Origin of the sequence: Staphylococcus durrellii, from assembly GCF_015594545.1 — a bacterium.
GTDB classification, from domain to species: domain Bacteria; phylum Bacillota; class Bacilli; order Staphylococcales; family Staphylococcaceae; genus Staphylococcus; species Staphylococcus durrellii.
This window is the reverse complement of record NZ_JADIIO010000002.1, coordinates 40430-57217: the sequence shown is the minus strand read 5'-3', so window position 1 is coordinate 57217 and position 16788 is coordinate 40430. Positions and strand designations below refer to the sequence as shown.

General features: G+C 29.0%; 18 protein-coding genes. 17 read left to right on the top strand and 1 reads right to left on the bottom strand.

Features of this window, described 5'->3' with window-relative positions; translation table 11 throughout:
• Window positions 1-301: 301 nt before the first annotated feature.
• Window positions 302-607 carry a hypothetical protein gene (locus ISP02_RS12715; protein ID WP_195721936.1) on the bottom strand — a complete coding sequence of 102 codons (306 nt, stop codon included), beginning with the start codon at window positions 605-607 and terminating at the stop codon, window positions 302-304.
• A 450-nt stretch (window positions 608-1057) separates the two neighbouring features.
• Here ISP02_RS12715 and ISP02_RS12710 point away from each other — a divergent pair, with 450 nt between their 5' ends.
• The 17 genes from ISP02_RS12710 (at window position 1058) to mobP2 (ending at window position 16783) form a co-directional block, all read left to right on the top strand.
• Window positions 1058-1336 carry a hypothetical protein gene (locus ISP02_RS12710; protein ID WP_195721935.1) on the top strand — a complete coding sequence of 93 codons (279 nt, stop codon included), beginning with the start codon at window positions 1058-1060 and terminating at the stop codon, window positions 1334-1336.
• A gap of 143 nt (window positions 1337-1479) precedes the next feature.
• Window positions 1480-1695, top strand: a complete 216-nt coding sequence (locus ISP02_RS12705; RefSeq protein WP_195721934.1) for a hypothetical protein — start codon at window positions 1480-1482, stop codon at window positions 1693-1695.
• Entirely contained in the window at window positions 1688-1978 is a 291-nt protein-coding gene (locus ISP02_RS12700) for a hypothetical protein (protein WP_195721933.1), read from the top strand. Before ISP02_RS12705 ends, ISP02_RS12700 begins: the two co-directional genes overlap by 8 nt.
• 52 nt (window positions 1979-2030) lie before the next feature.
• Window positions 2031-3191, top strand: a complete 1161-nt coding sequence (locus ISP02_RS12695; RefSeq protein WP_195721932.1) for a hypothetical protein — start codon at window positions 2031-2033, stop codon at window positions 3189-3191.
• Between the two features lie 11 nt (window positions 3192-3202).
• Window positions 3203-3655, top strand: a complete 453-nt coding sequence (locus ISP02_RS12690; RefSeq protein WP_195721931.1) for a single-stranded DNA-binding protein — start codon at window positions 3203-3205, stop codon at window positions 3653-3655.
• A gap of 39 nt (window positions 3656-3694) precedes the next feature.
• Window positions 3695-6481, top strand: coding sequence for a VirD4-like conjugal transfer protein, CD1115 family (locus ISP02_RS12685; protein WP_195721930.1), 2787 nt, complete (start codon window positions 3695-3697; stop codon window positions 6479-6481).
• 3 nt (window positions 6482-6484) lie between these two features.
• Window positions 6485-6910, top strand: coding sequence for a hypothetical protein (locus ISP02_RS12680; protein ID WP_195721929.1), 426 nt, complete (start codon window positions 6485-6487; stop codon window positions 6908-6910).
• 14 nt (window positions 6911-6924) lie between these two features.
• Complete coding sequence (locus ISP02_RS12675; RefSeq protein ID WP_195721928.1) at window positions 6925-9147, top strand: pLS20_p028 family conjugation system transmembrane protein; 2223 nt, start codon at window positions 6925-6927, stop codon at window positions 9145-9147.
• 15 nt (window positions 9148-9162) lie between these two features.
• Window positions 9163-9537 (top strand): DUF5592 family protein, encoded by a 375-nt coding sequence (locus tag ISP02_RS12670; protein WP_195721927.1) that lies wholly within the window; start codon window positions 9163-9165, stop codon window positions 9535-9537.
• A complete protein-coding gene (locus ISP02_RS12665) occupies window positions 9482-10405 on the top strand; it encodes a hypothetical protein (protein WP_235980558.1) in 924 nt (307 codons plus the stop codon). The genes ISP02_RS12670 and ISP02_RS12665 overlap by 56 nt, the downstream gene beginning before the upstream one ends.
• Before the next feature lie 10 nt (window positions 10406-10415).
• Window positions 10416-12410 (top strand): VirB4 family type IV secretion system protein, encoded by a 1995-nt coding sequence (locus tag ISP02_RS12660; RefSeq protein WP_195721926.1) that lies wholly within the window; start codon window positions 10416-10418, stop codon window positions 12408-12410.
• Between the two features lie 2 nt (window positions 12411-12412).
• The gene (locus ISP02_RS12655; protein ID WP_235980556.1) at window positions 12413-13537 is read left to right on the top strand and encodes a CHAP domain-containing protein; all 1125 of its coding nucleotides are present in this window, start codon (window positions 12413-12415) and stop codon (window positions 13535-13537) included.
• Window positions 13538-13552: 15 nt separating this feature from the next.
• Window positions 13553-14179 (top strand): hypothetical protein, encoded by a 627-nt coding sequence (locus ISP02_RS12650; protein ID WP_195721925.1) that lies wholly within the window; start codon window positions 13553-13555, stop codon window positions 14177-14179.
• A 17-nt stretch (window positions 14180-14196) separates the two neighbouring features.
• Entirely contained in the window at window positions 14197-15075 is an 879-nt protein-coding gene (locus tag ISP02_RS12645; RefSeq protein WP_195721924.1) for a hypothetical protein, read from the top strand.
• A 35-nt stretch (window positions 15076-15110) separates the two neighbouring features.
• Window positions 15111-15296, top strand: coding sequence for a hypothetical protein (locus ISP02_RS12640; protein WP_195721923.1), 186 nt, complete (start codon window positions 15111-15113; stop codon window positions 15294-15296).
• 13 nt (window positions 15297-15309) lie between these two features.
• The gene (locus ISP02_RS12635) at window positions 15310-15609 is read left to right on the top strand and encodes a hypothetical protein (RefSeq protein ID WP_328806069.1); all 300 of its coding nucleotides are present in this window, start codon (window positions 15310-15312) and stop codon (window positions 15607-15609) included.
• 7 nt (window positions 15610-15616) lie between these two features.
• Window positions 15617-16783 carry a MobP2 family relaxase gene (gene mobP2, locus ISP02_RS12630; protein ID WP_195721922.1) on the top strand — a complete coding sequence of 389 codons (1167 nt, stop codon included), beginning with the start codon at window positions 15617-15619 and terminating at the stop codon, window positions 16781-16783.
• Window positions 16784-16788: the final 5 nt, after the last annotated feature.

Here is a 16788-nt window from a genome sequence, read left to right as displayed (position 1 = left end):
GATTACGTCATGGTCATGGACTAAAGACATATTAGGCTTATCATTAGGTTATATATTAGTCTTAATAAGCATTTTTGTTTTTTCTAGTATTATCCTCGCAATTTTTATTTTAGCGTTTATGTTATTTGTTAGTATCAGTGATTAAAAAAGCCTAACATTTTAGTTAGGCGAATTAAGATATTTTAATCTTTTATAATGTAATAAATCTAGTCTAGCTCAATTTTTTGTAAAATTCGCTAAAAAGCATTGAAATTAACTTTCACTGTGGTAAATTTAAAACATACATTTTTTATACTATTAGTTACTTTTTAAAATAGTATTCTAAAAGACTATTCATCAATTGTGAATTAGTTATATTAAATTGATCGTTGTTAATTATATTTAGAAACTTCTTTCTGTTTATATCTTCAATTTGATAAGCAACTTGAACATTTTTTTTACTTAGTTTAGGTTGATTACTTAATTCCTCTAAATTTAAGTTATTTAAGTCTGTATCTTGAATTATGTTATTCACTAAATCAGACATGTTTATATTTTGCTCTATACTAGTATGAGCTATTTTTCTTTTTAATTCAGGTTGAATACGGAACACCATTTGATTTCTCAAAATTACTACAACTCCTTGATTTGCTTATACAATAGTGGTATAATTAAAATAACTTAAATGTTTCTGTTTAAGTTTGAACATTGACTTATTCATATGCGTGCCTCTAAATGAGAGAAATACCATTTAGGTTGGGTATACGGCTATCGGTTAAACGGGTAATCCTGAACCTGTGTATTTCATTATAGAATTTAAATTCAACCTATTCAAAACCTTTTATATTGGAAATCGAGAGGGGAAGTTCCAAAGAATCGTGAGTAATATATAAAAGACTGGTGACGCCAGCAGGAAGCCGAAAGAACTGCAAGATTAGGGCGGTGAAAAGTGCCGACAAGCCTAATCATTAATTATCTTGACGTATGATTATATTATCACATAAAGCAGAGCATTTTAATTAAAGCATTTTAATTATTTTATAAATAAAATAATTTGGTTTTAGGGAGGAATATAATCATGAATAGAATAGCTTATAAAAAATATGACACACTAAATTTTAAAGGTTTTGTATTATACGCTGATGAAGTTAGAACGTTTAATGGTAAAAGATATAAAATTAAAGGTGTTCGTGCTTTAAGAAAAGATAATACGTCACAAAAAGATAATTGTAATTTTATTCCGTTAAATGAAATTATGTATGAAGCTAAAACTGTATACAGCGAACGCTATGGAATAATAGCTAGACGTAAAAACAATTTTAGCGAGATTAAATGCCTTAAAGATTTAAGTGCATAGTTTTTATGCTTTCAAATTCTATAATGAAATATAATCTGACTGATGCCGTAAGCATTAAAGTAAATTAAACAGAATACAAAATACAGACCGTTAAACCTATTGCAAGACAATAGGTTTTTTATTATTTACAGGAGGTGCCATTAATGGCAGAAAAAATAACAGCCCAAGATACTAGTAAACAAAAAAAACAAGTTCAGCAAATAATGAAAGTTAATAATGAAAATTATCAAGAATGGTTATATAACAAACATCAAGAATATTTAGCAAACAATACAGATGTTGTTTCAAAAGCATTAGAGTTTTACCATGAAAAACAAAATAATAACCAAAATAATTTAAGAGGTGAAGAGCATGTTTAGTGGACTACAAGAAACAATAATTAATTTAATTCAAGATTGGCAACCAGTATTAGTACCATTGCTAGCATTATGTTTTGTAGTTGCTGGTACAGTAATGATGTTTGGTGATATGGGTAGACGTTGGGCTAAGACAACGCTTATTTTCTCAATTATAGGTTTTGTTATCGCAGCTGGGGCGTTAGTTTTCGCAAGAAGTTCAGAAGATACATTGAAAGTAAGTTCAATTCAATTAGATCAACAAATGTTACAACAAGTCGTAAATAGTAAATCTAATACATTATAAGAAAAAGGCTCATATTGAGCCTTTTTTATTTTGCTAAGAAAGGAGTAAGACATTGCTGAAAATCAAAACTATTGATTATGAAATAAATAATAAAAGCGACTTTACATTACAAGAAATGATTAAAGTTACAGAAGATTTAGAGAATGGAAAATATCCCAATGCTAAAAATGATTTCAATTATGTTTTATATGATGATGGAGATAATCAAGAAATTTTAGAAGCTCATTATATAATTAATACTAACAATGTAAATATATATAGACATGCTAAAACAGTATTAAGTGAAATAGAAACACAAGATAAAGATATGAAACGTATTAAGCAAACGATATTAAAACAACTTGATGATGAAGCTAAATATTACAAAAAATCAGCAGAAGAAAATTTCAAAACACAAAAGCAAAATCAAAAGAAAAAAATTCAATATACGCCAAATACTTCATATATGAATGCAAAGCAAAATAAAGGCATCAATAAAGAAACCGTTACTAATTTCATGAAATCTCCTAAAGGAAAAGGCTTTTTAGCACTGGTTTTAGTAGCGATATTAGTCATGGTTTATTTATATAGTACAATGCCAACATCTAGTAAGTCAGAAGATAAAATAACTAAAGAAGATATTTATCAACAAGCATTACTAGGTCAGGAAGAAAAAGCTATAAGCAATTTTGAAAAAATTCCTAAAGAAGATTTAAATAAAAAAGACAAAAAAATCTATATCAATTTACTTATAGATAATGAACATTTTTCAAAAGCTAAAAAAATCAATGGGTCTAAGTACGTTGAAAACCTGTTATTTGAAAAAGATAAGTATAAGCAATTAGAAAAATTTAATGAACAGTATCCAACTAATAATGGTGATTTTGATGTGTATATTCAAAATAAAAATTATCAAGATGCGCTGAAATTAGTAGATGATATTGATAAAACTGAAAAAAGAAAAATAAATTTAGCTAAAGCATATATTGAAACTGATGATTTAAATAGTGCTAAAAAGCTTTCTTCAACTATAGAGAGCGATAAAGTTACTCAATTAATTCAAAATAAAGAGTCAGAAATTGCATCAAGCAAGGAAAAACAGTTAGACAAAAAAGAAAAAGAATATGACAAAATTAAAGACAAAGACAAGAAAGACAAAGAAGCAGATGAACTAAAAGAAGATATAGAAAAGCTTGAAAGTGAAATTAAAGAATTAAGAAATGAAAATGAATAGGGGGGAGTAATATGATTAATAATGTATTTCTATTAGGAAGAATAGCACATGACCTTGAATATACAGTTGATGATAATGATTTAGCTCGCTGTACATTCAAACTAGCAGTTGAAAGATATAAAGGGAATACTGATTATCCAACAATTACAGTATTCGGAGAACGAGCTAAAAACCTTGTTAAATACAATAACAAAGGCGAGTTATTACACATATCAGGCTATATTAATACCAATAGAAGAAAGAAAGACGATGGAAGCTATCAATATTTTGAAAACATAGTTGCTGATAGTATCAAGTATCTTTCCCCGAAATCGAAAGAGGATAATAAGGAAATAGAAAATCATACCAATGATGGTGCAAAAGAAATTAAGCAAGATGTCAGTGAAGTATTTAATAATAATCCTCAAAATAATGAGGATAAAGAAAAAGCAGAAGGTTTCCAAGATAAACCATTACCATTTTAATAAATGTGCTATTAAGCAAATAAAGAAAGGAGTATTAACATGAGTAATAATTATAGAAAAGCTGGCCACCAAAAAAATTGGTGGTCTTTTTCTCAAAATAAGCACTATTTAGCCCACCCAGTAGCACTAATCATATTTCTTGTGGTGGGCTTTATAGTGGCTCATTTAATTGCAAACTTTGTAATTAATTATTTTCTAGAGTTATTTAGTAACGGACAATCTGTATTTGAAAATATAAAGGACATGAATGGTGAGTTAAGTAGTTATTTCTTTAAGAATAATACTATATCAATCTTATTTTATGTACCTTTTTATCTCATTATTGTCGGCTTATGGGCTAAACAGATATATAAAATACGTCAAAAATTCAAAAAATTAGATAACTCTGAACAAGCATCAGGTCGCTGGACTACACGACACGAAATTATGAAGCAATATAAAGCCATACCTCAAAAAGAAAAAACTTTTGAGGGCGAAGGTGGTTTACCAGTTGCTATGTTTAAAACGTTTGGTTGGGGAGTTAAATTTGATAGTTATAGAGATCAATTGAAATCAGCAAAAGAAAGAATATATGAAGATGAAACGATTCCTAATGAAAATAAGAAAACTGATATTCAAGAAATAAGAAAAGATTTGAGAAGTGAATTAATAGGTAGTCTTTTCAAAAGAGAAAATTTTACATTCATTGATGAATCGGCAGTAAATAATATATTTGCTGGTACTTCTCGTTCGGGTAAAGGTGAGCTGTATGTTTTACCTATGATTGAAAATTATACTCGTTCTTCTCACCAGCCATCATTATTAGTTAATGATATGAAAGGAGAGCTAGTATCAGCATCAATCCAAACTTTAGAAAAACGTGGCTATCATTGGGAAGTTTTTAATTTAGATCAACCTATGGAATCAACAATGTCTTTTAATGTGTTACAACTTGTTATAGATGAATACATTAAAGGAGATTTAGGAGAAGCACAGGAAATGACGAAACAAGTTACTCACACTTTAACCAACAATGAGGGCGTAGAGGATAATGAATGGAATGTAATGTCAGCAGCTTTAATTAACGCTATGATTTTAGCATTGTGTAGTGAGTGCTTACCAAAACAACCTGAAAAAGTAACACTGTACAGTGTTTCAAATATGTTACAAACATTAAGTACAAAAACTTTTTATAAAGGTATAAAAATTGGAGGACAAATAAAGGTTATTGAAGTTTCAGCTTTAGATGAATATATGAATCAATTTTCTTCAGATGACCCAGCTAAAACGCAATATGCAACGGTTGAAGCAGCACCAGATAAAATGCGTTCTTCAATTATAGGTACTGCATTAAAAGCGTTACAACCGTTTACGACAGACACAATAGCTAAACTAACAAGTCATACATCTATGGATATTAATAAGATTGGTTTTCCTAATATTTTAGATGGATATGCAAAGCTTGATAGTAGTTTTGAAATTGGAATTCAGAAATATGATGAACATAAAGACAGTTATAAAGAGGTCGAGGGCATTGTTGCTCATGTTAATGAATATGGTTATTGGCAATATCCTTTTGAAAACATTCTATATGAGAATGACAGAGTTGAATTAAAACAACTTGTTAATGGAGAAGAATTAATAACTTATTTATATGTAAAATATAAAGATAAAAAAGGTAATATAACCTTTAAAAATCAAACAAATAATAATAATCCTGATATTCGTATTAGAAAATTTAATAGTTTTGAAAAACCAATTGCTGTATTTATGGTTGTACCTGATTATAATAGCGCTAATCATGGTATTGCTTCAATTTTAGTTAATCAAGTTGTATTCCAACTTGCCAAAAATGCGCAACTTTATACAGAGCATCAAAAAACGCATCGACGAGTAGTATTTCATTTAGATGAAACAGGACAAATGCCAATGATACCTAATTTATCTCAAAAAGTTAATGTGATGCTTGGTAGAGGTATTCGTTTTAACTTCTTTGTACAAGCATTTTCACAAATTAAAGACACTTACGGTGATGCCTATGATGCGATTATGGACGCATGTCAAAACAAAGTATATATTATGGCAACTCAACAAGACACGTTAGAAACTTTTAGTAAGATGATAGGTAGTGAGCAAGTTGTAAAAACAAATCGTTCAGGTCAAGCTGGTAAATTAGAAACAAACTTTACAGAAGATGGAATTGAACGTGCTTTACTTAGACCTGATGAATTAGCGAGATTACGTGAGGGTGAATCCGTTGTTGTAAGAAATCTCAAAAGACAAGATAAAAATAGAAAGAAAGTAACGCCATATCCTATTTTTAATTATGGTAAATATTCAATGAAATATAGATATGAATTTATAGATAAAATTTTAGATACCAATAGAAGTATTATTCATTATAAAGGTAGATTTAAAGAGTTATGTGAACATAGAGATTTAAATTTAAAAAATACTTTAGTCGATTGGCAAACTAAAATAGATAAAATGCAAGATCAATACAATAACAATGAAAGTAAGCAAGATGAAAATGAAAGTCAAAGTGTTATTAAACCAACAAATACAAATGATATAGAGCAATATAAAAATAATAATTCTTCTTCTGCAAACATTATTAAAGCAGAGCCTTTTTATTCTAAAAGTGTAGGAGAAAGAAGTTTTGAAATAGTTATAAGACGATTAAGAGGTATTGTTGATTTTGATTCATTCAAGAAGCCGATTGAAAAATTAACAAAAGCTGAAATTCGTAATGGAATTAAAAAATCATTTGAAGATGGAAATATAGACGAAAATAAATACAATAAATTTATTGAATTGATTGAAAGTAAAAAACAGAAGGGTGTTTAAGAAATGAAAAAATCAACCTTAGCTTTAATAACGCTTTTAACTTTAACCTTAGTTTTAGTAGGCTGTGGCCAAAAAGGATTAGAAAAAATATCATTTGAAGATGCTGAAAAAAAGTTGAATAATTCACAAAATGAATATTTAGCCTTTATTGATAAAGATGGGGAAAATTTTGAAGCAGAAAATGAGCAATTAAAAAACGCATCACAAGACCATAAAATTTATTATGTAGAATTAAATGATGATATAACTACATCTGATTATTACCAAAAAGAATTTACCAGTAAATACCCTAATGAGAAAGACGGAATTATGAAAACAAATAACGGTAAAACTATAAAAGACAAAAATGTATTTAGTTTTACAACAGACACAGATATTGAAGATAAAGAAGTTGCAGAAAAGGATTTAATGAAGTTTTTAAATAAATAGAAAGGAGGGAAAAGATGACTAACTTTTCTTTTTTTATGCCACTTTTAGCAATAAGTGATGATAAGTTATTAAAAAAGTTAAAAGAATATGACGACCATCTACAAATTGCTGGCCCATTCAATGACATGATTCGAAGTATTGATTGGGCTATAATGCGTTTTTTAGTGAAATTTACAGACTGGATGTCAGACGCTGGTTTACAAGCATTAACACTATTTGGCTTGATAGATCAAGGGAATGTGATTCAATTTCTAAAAGATGCTCAGCCAGTGTTTATGGCATTATTTGCACTTACATTACTTTATTTAGGAACCAAAATGATATTAGGTTCGAGAGTAAATAATTTCGAGAAATTTACCACACTTATAATAGCGATTATATTTTTAACTACTTTATCAACTACCACAAAACAAGCTACAGACATTACAGAACAAGCTAGTGAAGATGTTGTTAATTATTCAGTAGATGGTCAAGGTGGGAGTGAAGATTCAAAAAGTGGAGATAAAGTCGGTACTGATATATTAAAAGCTAGTGTGATTGATTTGAAATATATGGATAAAGAAAAAAACTGGGTAAAACCTACAAACAATGATACAGACGGCACTTATAATACTCTAAAAAATTCCACTGTTAATTATATAGATATTAACGAAACAATTGAAGCAGGTAAAGGTGAAACTGAATTAGGTAAAAAAATGTCAGAAAGTAAAATATCTATGGAAGCTGGTGGAAAATCTAAGGTAGAAAAACTAGATGGTGGTTTTTGGGGAATCGGGGATAAAGAGTATTATAGATACTCTCTACACTGGTTTAAAGGAAACCTAGGACTTATTTGTGCTGGTATTGGTTATTTCTTTGGAGGATTTGCAGTTGCAAGTATCATTCTAGAAACGATAGTAGGACTATTCATTGCTTTCTTTGGTGCTTCAACATTACAAGGCGATAAATTGAAATCTACTATTGTTGATATACTCAACGGTTTAGTCGCAATAGTATTTGTTTTTATTTGTATGTTTATCTTTAAAGAATTAGTTGCGTTTATTATGAATAAAAACATGGCTTTATATATTATAGGTATGATTGCTGGTTGTAAATTCATGATAGATGGGCCGAAGATGATTGAGCGTAAATTTGGCTATGATTCTGGTCTGTCTGCACCTTTCAGAACAGCATTAACAACATACGGTTTAATCAAAGGTGGAACATCTGCAATTAAATCAGCAAATCAAACAATATCAAAAGCTGGAGGTAACGCTGCATCACCTTTAACAGATAAATTAACTAAATCATCTAGTAACAATAATGAAACAGCAACAAATAATAATGAAAAGTCTACTAATAGCAATAATAGTAATTCAAGTAAATCAGAGAAAAGTAATGCTTCTCAAAAAAATGGTAACGCTATGAGTGCAACTAATAACAATACAAATGTTGCTAGTAACAATGAAAATAAAACATCAGAACAATCCTATAATACGGGGCAAGAAAACGTTAATACAGAAAGTAGTAACGGTACAGAAACAGCAAATGGAAACGAGGGATATTACAGTACATCAAATACAAATGATTTAGAAACTGAAAAAACACATTCAGAACAGTCTCAAACAGTGAGTGGTGGAGATCAACATAGTCAATTGTGGGGAAATAAACCAGAGGGCAGTATATTAAGTCCACAAAACGTTGAAAATGCAATGAATGATAAGAATGGAACAAACAATTATAATTCAAATGGCAATGCTGGAGGAAAAGAAGCAGTAATCAATCACAAAACAAATAATGATACTGTAAGTGGTGGTAAAACAAATGCATTTTCTAATTCTAGTAGTGGTGGTACAGGATATAATCAACCTAAAAATGCAACATCAAGCAACGGTCAATATAGTAAAGCGCCACAATCACAATCAACATCAAGCAACGGTCAATATAGTAAAGCACCACAATCACAATCAGCATCAAGCAACGGCCAATATAGTAAAGCGCCACAATCACAACCAACATCAAGCAACGGTCAATATAGTAAAGCACCACAATCACAATCAGCATCAAGCAATGGTCAATATAGTAAAACACCACAATCATCACAGAACGGTGCTAATTACAGTCCGAGAACTAATATTCCTAAAGAAGCTAAGCAATCAAATGTAGTGAATAGTTCTCCACGAAAATCTACTAACCAACCAAAACCTGTACCAAAAGGAAATTCTAACACCAATAAATTCAAATCTACAAAACGATAGGGGGTATAACTGACAATGGAAAATAAAATACCTGAAAATACTAATGTAGAAGCAAAACTATTCAAATTTCTTTATATGAAAGACCTTGCAGTAATACTTTTAGTATTAGGTTTAATTTATATATTGTACGCCATGGCCATCATACCACCTGAATATACAGGGTTTGCGTGGATATTTGGCATTGCATATGCCATTATTCTTGTAGTTAGACCTTTTGCTACTAATCCTAAAAGACGTAACTATAGAGCATTATTAATAACTATTAAAAAAGATAGAAATGTTTATGAAGAAATACCAGCGTATTTAGTAGAAAAATATAAGGAGGAAAATTCTAATGCCAATGTTCAAGCAAAACGTACTTACAAAGACGTCCTCAACAAATCAGAATGAAAAATCAGAAGATATAGAGAAAGCACTATCGAAAAATGATAGTGCTTTTTCTAATGCGTTATTTAAAGAAGATAGTAATTACGAAAAACAAAATCTAAATTTTGAAAATAATTATAATAATGAAGATACTCCCCCTATATTTTCAGATAAAAAAAGAGATTCAAAAGAAAAAAATCCAACGAATTCTATATTCAAGCAAAAAGTAAGCGATGAAGATAATACGAAAGAAGATAATTATTTATTCGATACATCTAAACGGAAAAAAGAAAAAAATACAATGAAAAAATTAAAATTTAAAAGCACAAAATCTAAAAAGAAAAATACAATAGGATTTGCCAAACACAGAGTAAAAAGAACATTTATAGACGATACTACTATTAAAAAGCCTATTAGATACAGTGGAGATACACTATATCTATTAAGAGATAATACTTATATGAAATTCGTTCAAGTCTATCCTAAAGATATTATGAGCCGTAATAATAACGAGCAAATTCAAGATATGGGAGTAGTCATGAATATGCTCAAACAATATAACAAAGACAACAAGTTAATAGCCTTGAACATGCCAATAGATACAGAATCTCAAAGAAATCATTTGTTGAGAAAACTAGATAGAACACAAAATAAAGTATATAGACATTTTCTCGAAGAAAAAATTGAAAAACTAGTATTTTTAGAGCAGTCATCACGCATGGAACGTTCATTTTTAGCGATGATGTTCGCTGAAAGTCCACAACAATTAAGTCATCAATTGTCCATCTTCACTCGATCAATGGCAAATGGTTTTCCAGTAAAAAAATTATCATTTGAAAATGAAAAGAAAATACTATTTAAATTTAATAATCAAAGCGAAGAAATTAAATAGGAGGAATATTATGGCTAGTTTATATGAAAAACTTAAAAGCAGAAGAAATATTAAAAATAGTGCAAATACTGATTCAGAGTATAGAATAGAAGATTTTGATTTAGAGTTTTTACAAGAAATACAGCCCAAAGGTGGCTATTCATACAAAAATGATTTTTATGTAAGAAAAGGAACTGGTTATGAAACTTGTATAACAATTTATGAGACACCAACTGATGTAGATGATTTTTGGTTAGGGCAACTTATGACATTAGACAAAACGATTGTTTCAATTGATATGAGAACAAAACAAAGACAAGAAATAAAAAGTAATTTGAGCAAAGGTATAACAGAGTATATAGACCGTATGCACAACGATAAAGATGCCGTTTCAAGAGGTGAAGCAAAAGAGGGGTATCAAGAATTATCTGAGTTATTAACAAGTATTCGTAATGGTGGAGAGGTTATTAAAGAATGCATAATTAGAATATTTATTAATGGTAAGACAATTGATGATGTAGATAAACAAATAAAAGATATAACAAGTTTTTTAAACGCAGTAGATTTTAAAGGTGCTGTCTATATGAACGAACAAAAATATGAATTAAAATCATTGACTATGAGTTTAACTCAACAAAAGGATATGTTACCGAGAGTCACAAAAGATATACCGTCCTCAACAATAGCTGCTGGTGTTCCATTTCACAGTGTTTCAGCTAATGACCCTTTAGGGACTTATTACGGGACATCAGATACAGGAGGTAACATAATACTAGATTTATTCCATAAGGATAAAAGACGTACTTCATATGACGGTGTACTAGTTGGATCTAAAGGCGCTGGAAAATCACATACACTTAAAAAAATAGTGTTAGAAGAAGCGATACAAGGAAACAGAGTTAGAACAATTGATTCTACTGGAGAATTTATTAATCTAATAGAAAATTTAGGAGGTAAAACAATATCATTAGATGGAACAGACGGAATGATAAACCCTTTTGATGTACATGCCGTATCAGTAAAAGAAACAAAAGATGATTTGGGTCAATTAGTTTCAGAGGTAGATGAATCAACTTCATTCAACCAACATAAGCAAAAATTAAGTACATTTTATGGACTTATGAATCCAGATGCAGAGGTAAAAGATAAACAGCTTTTCAGAGTATTATTAGATAAATTTTATCAAGATAAAGGATTGTGGAAAACAGGTGACAATTCCAGTATTACTAATCTCCCATCTGAAAAATACCCAACGTTTTCAGATTTCCTTGAATTTATTCAATCAAATTTATATACAGATAAAGAAACTCGCACAGTAAACTCAAATTTATCAAAAGAAAGAGTTAAAGAATATGAAGCTATTGAATTAACGATAGAAGATATTATAAGTAGTAACGGAACAATATTTGATGGACATACGACAATAGAAAATTTCAAAGAATATCCAATTATTAACTTTTCTATTAGACAATTAAATGCTATGGGCGATGATGTAAAAAAAGCCCAATTGTTTAATGTTATGAACTTATTATTTGATGAAATGGTTTATTTTGGAACACCACAATTTCAAGCATTTAATAGACGTGAATTAAAATTTGAAGATGCAGTAAAATATCGCCTTATATTTGATGAAGCTCATAATTTAATTTCAGCTTCCGAAACAGATGCGCCAGTTGTAGATAAATGTGAAAAATTCATTCGTGAAGATAGAAAATATTTTGCTGGATTTATATTTGCATCACAAGATATTAAAGACTTTATTCCAGAGGGCGCAGAACAAAAGAACATTGCAAAAGTAAAAACATTGTTCTCTCAAACAACATATAGATTTATTATGCGTCAAGATACTTCTAATGTAGAAAAATTAAGTCAAATATTCTCAAGTGAGTTAAGTAATTCAGAATTAGCTCAAATACCACAACTAAGTTTAGGTCAGACAATATTAAATATAGCTGGAGTAAGAAACATTAAATTTAATATTGAAATGACAGAAGAAGAAGATGATTTATTCGGTGGAGGTGCTTAATATTGAATGAAAACGGAACAGCTAAAAATGCCATAAAAAAAGGGGCAAAAGGCGCAAAAAAAGTTTTGAAAGCTGTTTCAAAAGTTAAAGGAATAGCAATGTGGAAAGTATGGCTAACAGTTGGTGCAGCACTGTTAGCCATTCTTCTTGTTACTGCTATAGTTGGCGCAGTTACGGTATTAATTTCAGACGAATTAGAGAAACAACAAAAACAAGCTGATAATAGTGGAGGTTGTAAAGTAACTGGCGGTGATGTAGATGATTCAGGTATTGCGACTTTTGAAAAAAATGCTAAAGGTGGCGCTTTAGAGGGCAAAAGTGAGTACATGGTAAAGAGTGCTAAAAAACATAAAATAGACCCCAAAATTTTCATGGCAATTGTAGCGCATGAAACAGGTTACGGAAAGTCGGAAGCAGTTAAAACACATAATAATGTTGCCGGTATGATGGGTAGTGGAGAGTTATTTAAATTTGATTCTATAGAAGATGGAATTGATGCAGCAGCTAAAAACTTATATGACTTGTATTTCAGTAAAGGTTTAACGACTGTAGAGAAAATACAAAAGAAATACGCGCCGATAGGTGTATCAAATGATCCTACTAACTTAAATAGTAATTGGACTCCAACAATTAAAAAAATAATGAATTCACTAGGAGAAGATGATAAAAAAAGCACTTCAAAAGTCAGCTGTGATAGTGATGTTCCAACTGGTAAATCTATTGAAAAACTTAAAAAAGTTGTTAAGAAAAATGGAGGTAAATTACCTAAAACAAAACATAAAGTCTTTGAACCTAATACCTATAATTATAAAGAATGTACTTGGTATGTATATAACCGAAGAAAAGAATTAGGGCTACCAGTTACACTAACATTTGGCAATGGTGGAGATTGGGTTAAAAAAGCAAAAGCACAAGGTTATAAAACAGGTAAAGAGCCAAAAGTTGGCGCAATGGTTTCATGGCCTTACAATTCCGAAGATTTTGGAAGTACAGTATATGGGCATATAGCTTTTGTAGAAGAAGTTAAAAAGAACGGAGAAATAAGAGTTAGTGAACATAATATTAAACCTTTTGCTTATGGAGAAAGAACGTTCAAACCGAAAAAAGATTTAACATTTATCTATTAAAAAGTGGTGAATAATATGAAAAAAAATAATAAAAATAAACAAAAAAAGAATCCAATTAGCAAAATTCTAGGAGTAACATTTTTAATTATAGCTTTAGGAATAATAGCAATGTATATGATTAATATGAGTAACAAAGAAACAAAAGAACAAAACGAAACATTACAGCAATCAAATAGTCAATTGAAAAAAAGTAATAAAAGTAAACAAGAAATAATCGAAAGATTAGATGAAGATAACGTTAAAAAAGAAGAAAAAGAAGTGAGAAAACAAGGTAAAGACTTTATTGATACTTTATATATAAGTGACCCCAAAACTAATGATAAGAAAAGATATGAAGAAGCTAAAAAAGTAATGACAAGTGAATTAGCTAATAAATACTTTGGAGATAAAAGAAAAACACCAATTAAGTATAAAACTGATATACAAGATGTAAATATCTATAACGATGAATATTCACCAGCAAAGAAAGAGTATAAAATGTTTGCTACTTTAAAACAAGTTATACAAGACCCCGATGGAACACTAAATTCACAAAGAGATTTAGTGTCAGAAATTGATTTAGTTCAAACAAAAGATGGTTGGAAAGTTAAAAAATTTAAACAAATTGGAGAAGAAGAAATTAAAGATGGTGGCAGAGAATAACAAGGAGGTGCAAAAACATGAGCATATTAAAGAGCGTAAAAAAGTATTTTAATGCGTTTAGAACAGACAAGTTTAGTATCAGAAATAAAGGTAGTTGGATTAATTATTTTTTAATTTTAGTAGGGATTATGGGTTTTACTTTTCTTTTATTTAGCAATGTTTTTGTTCAAGATAGAATAGTAGATGCACATACAAAAGTAGGTAGTTTTCATAGTTTAGGGTCTAGTTCAAATTCAGTAAAAATTAATAAATGGGAATTAAATAAAAAGCAAAACACATTAGATGTAGTATTGGAATATAAAAATAAAGATCTAATGAGTAACACAGAAGAAGAAGAATACTCTTACAAATTCAGTCCTAATAATAGTCCTGATTCTAAGCTGAAATATAAAGAAATATCTAAAGAAAGTAATAAAGAAGCAATCAGAGTTTATAATGTTCATGATGGATTTGAAGTAATAGGAATGACTATATATGGCAAAGAAAAAAACAGTAGTGATGCAAAAGAAAAATATATTGTTTTATTAGGAAATGAAAATAAAGTGAGTATTTCTAAAGATAATGAACTTAAAAATAAACAAGATTATCTATTAGAATTTATCGAGAATGACCAAATAGAAGTTAAAAATTCAATAGAAAATAATCAGAAAAAAATACAAAAACATGAAGATAAAATTGATAATCTAAACAAAGATATTTCCAAGAAAGATGAAGAAAAAACATATCAAACTAAATCAGAAAAACAAGTTACTGATTCAAAAATTAGTAGTTTGAAAGATGAGATTGAGGAAGAAAAATTAAGCATAAAAGATAAAGAAGAATCAATAACAGAGGAAGAAGAAACAATCAAATTATTAGAGAGTAAATATGAAGATACAAAACAATTCACAGAATAATAGAATTAGAAATTGATAAAACAAGGCGTTGCACAGTGTGTGCAACAACACAAGATATAGGTGCAACAACATGTGCAACAACACAAGATATAGGTGCAACATTATGTGCAACAAGGAAGAAAAGTGATGGCACTTTAATAATCTTTAAACCCTTGATATGTCTGGCTTCGCCAGACCCACCACTAAAAGTGATGGCACATATCCCTTATGCTCTTTACTAGGGGGCAACGTCTTGTGCAACAACATAGATATGAGGTGAAAAAAATGAATGAAAAAAACAGTGTTAAGATGACTATTAGGGGTATAGATGCTGGTGTAAAAAATAGACATGAACAGATAGCAAATGAAAAAAACATAACATTCAATAAGCACATAAATAATTTATTAGAAACAGAAGATCCATTGAATCACTATAGAAAATTATATGAAGAAACTAAACATCAAAACACACAACTATTAAAAGTTTTAAAAGAATTAACTAAAAATACAGATACAATTTTAGAAAAATTTAAAAACTTAGAAGAAGAAAGTTGATGAAATTATGGCTCCAAAAATTGTAACAAAAAAACAGTTTGAACAAGCTACTAACAAAAAAGATTATAAAAACTTCTTGAAGTACATGGATAGAGAAGAAGCTAAAAATCCAAATGATAAATCAATCAATTATGATATATATATTAGTTATGTTTTCGATATAGAAAAAACAGATAACATGTTCAATAATGAAACAAATCATATGGATAAAGGTGAGGTAGAAAAATTAGGTAAAGATTTTAATAATTCACAAAAAAATGGTGGGATAATGTGGAAAGATGTTATTTCATTTGATAATAGTGTTTTAGTTCAAGAAGGTCTTTATGATGAAAAAACTGGATTATTAGATGAACAAAAATTCAAAACTGCAACAAGGAAAATGATGGAAACATTTGAAAAAAAAGAAGGATTATCTAACAATACTTCTTGGGGTGCTTCAATACATTACAATACAGATAATATTCATATTCATGTAGCAACTGTAGAAAAAAATGTTTCTAAAGATAGAGGGAAAGTTAAGCAATCTACAATTGATGATATGAAGTCTACATTTGCTAATGATGTATTTGATATATCAGGAGAAAGAAAAGCAATAAATGAATTTATTAGAGATAGAGTTGTAAAAGGTATTAAAGAACAAGATTCACCTAATTATGATAAAAATTTAAAAAAGCAATTCAAAAAAATTCATGAAACCATACAAGATATACCCAAAAATAATTGGCAGTATAATAACAATGTTATGAAGAATATCAGACCAGAAATTGATAAATTTACAAATATGTATATAGAAAAATATCAGCCAAAGGAATTTAAAGAATTTAATAAAAAGTTAGAACAACAATCGGAAATTTATAAATCAACTTATGGGGATAATTCAAACTATAAGCAATATATTGATACTAAAATGAGCGATTTATATCAAAGATCAGGTAATACTATATTAAAAGAAATCAAAGAATATGATGGTAAGATTTCATTTAAAAAAGGTGATTCAGAAAATAAAAAAGTTAGTAAACCTAACACTAATATTAAACAAGAGTTTCATAATAGAATGTATACATCAGCAGCTATATTTAATTTAAAACACAACTTACGCTCGGATTTTGATAAAGACAAGAATATTAAACAATATGACTATGAATTTGGTATTGATAAAACTAATGAAAGATAATAAGA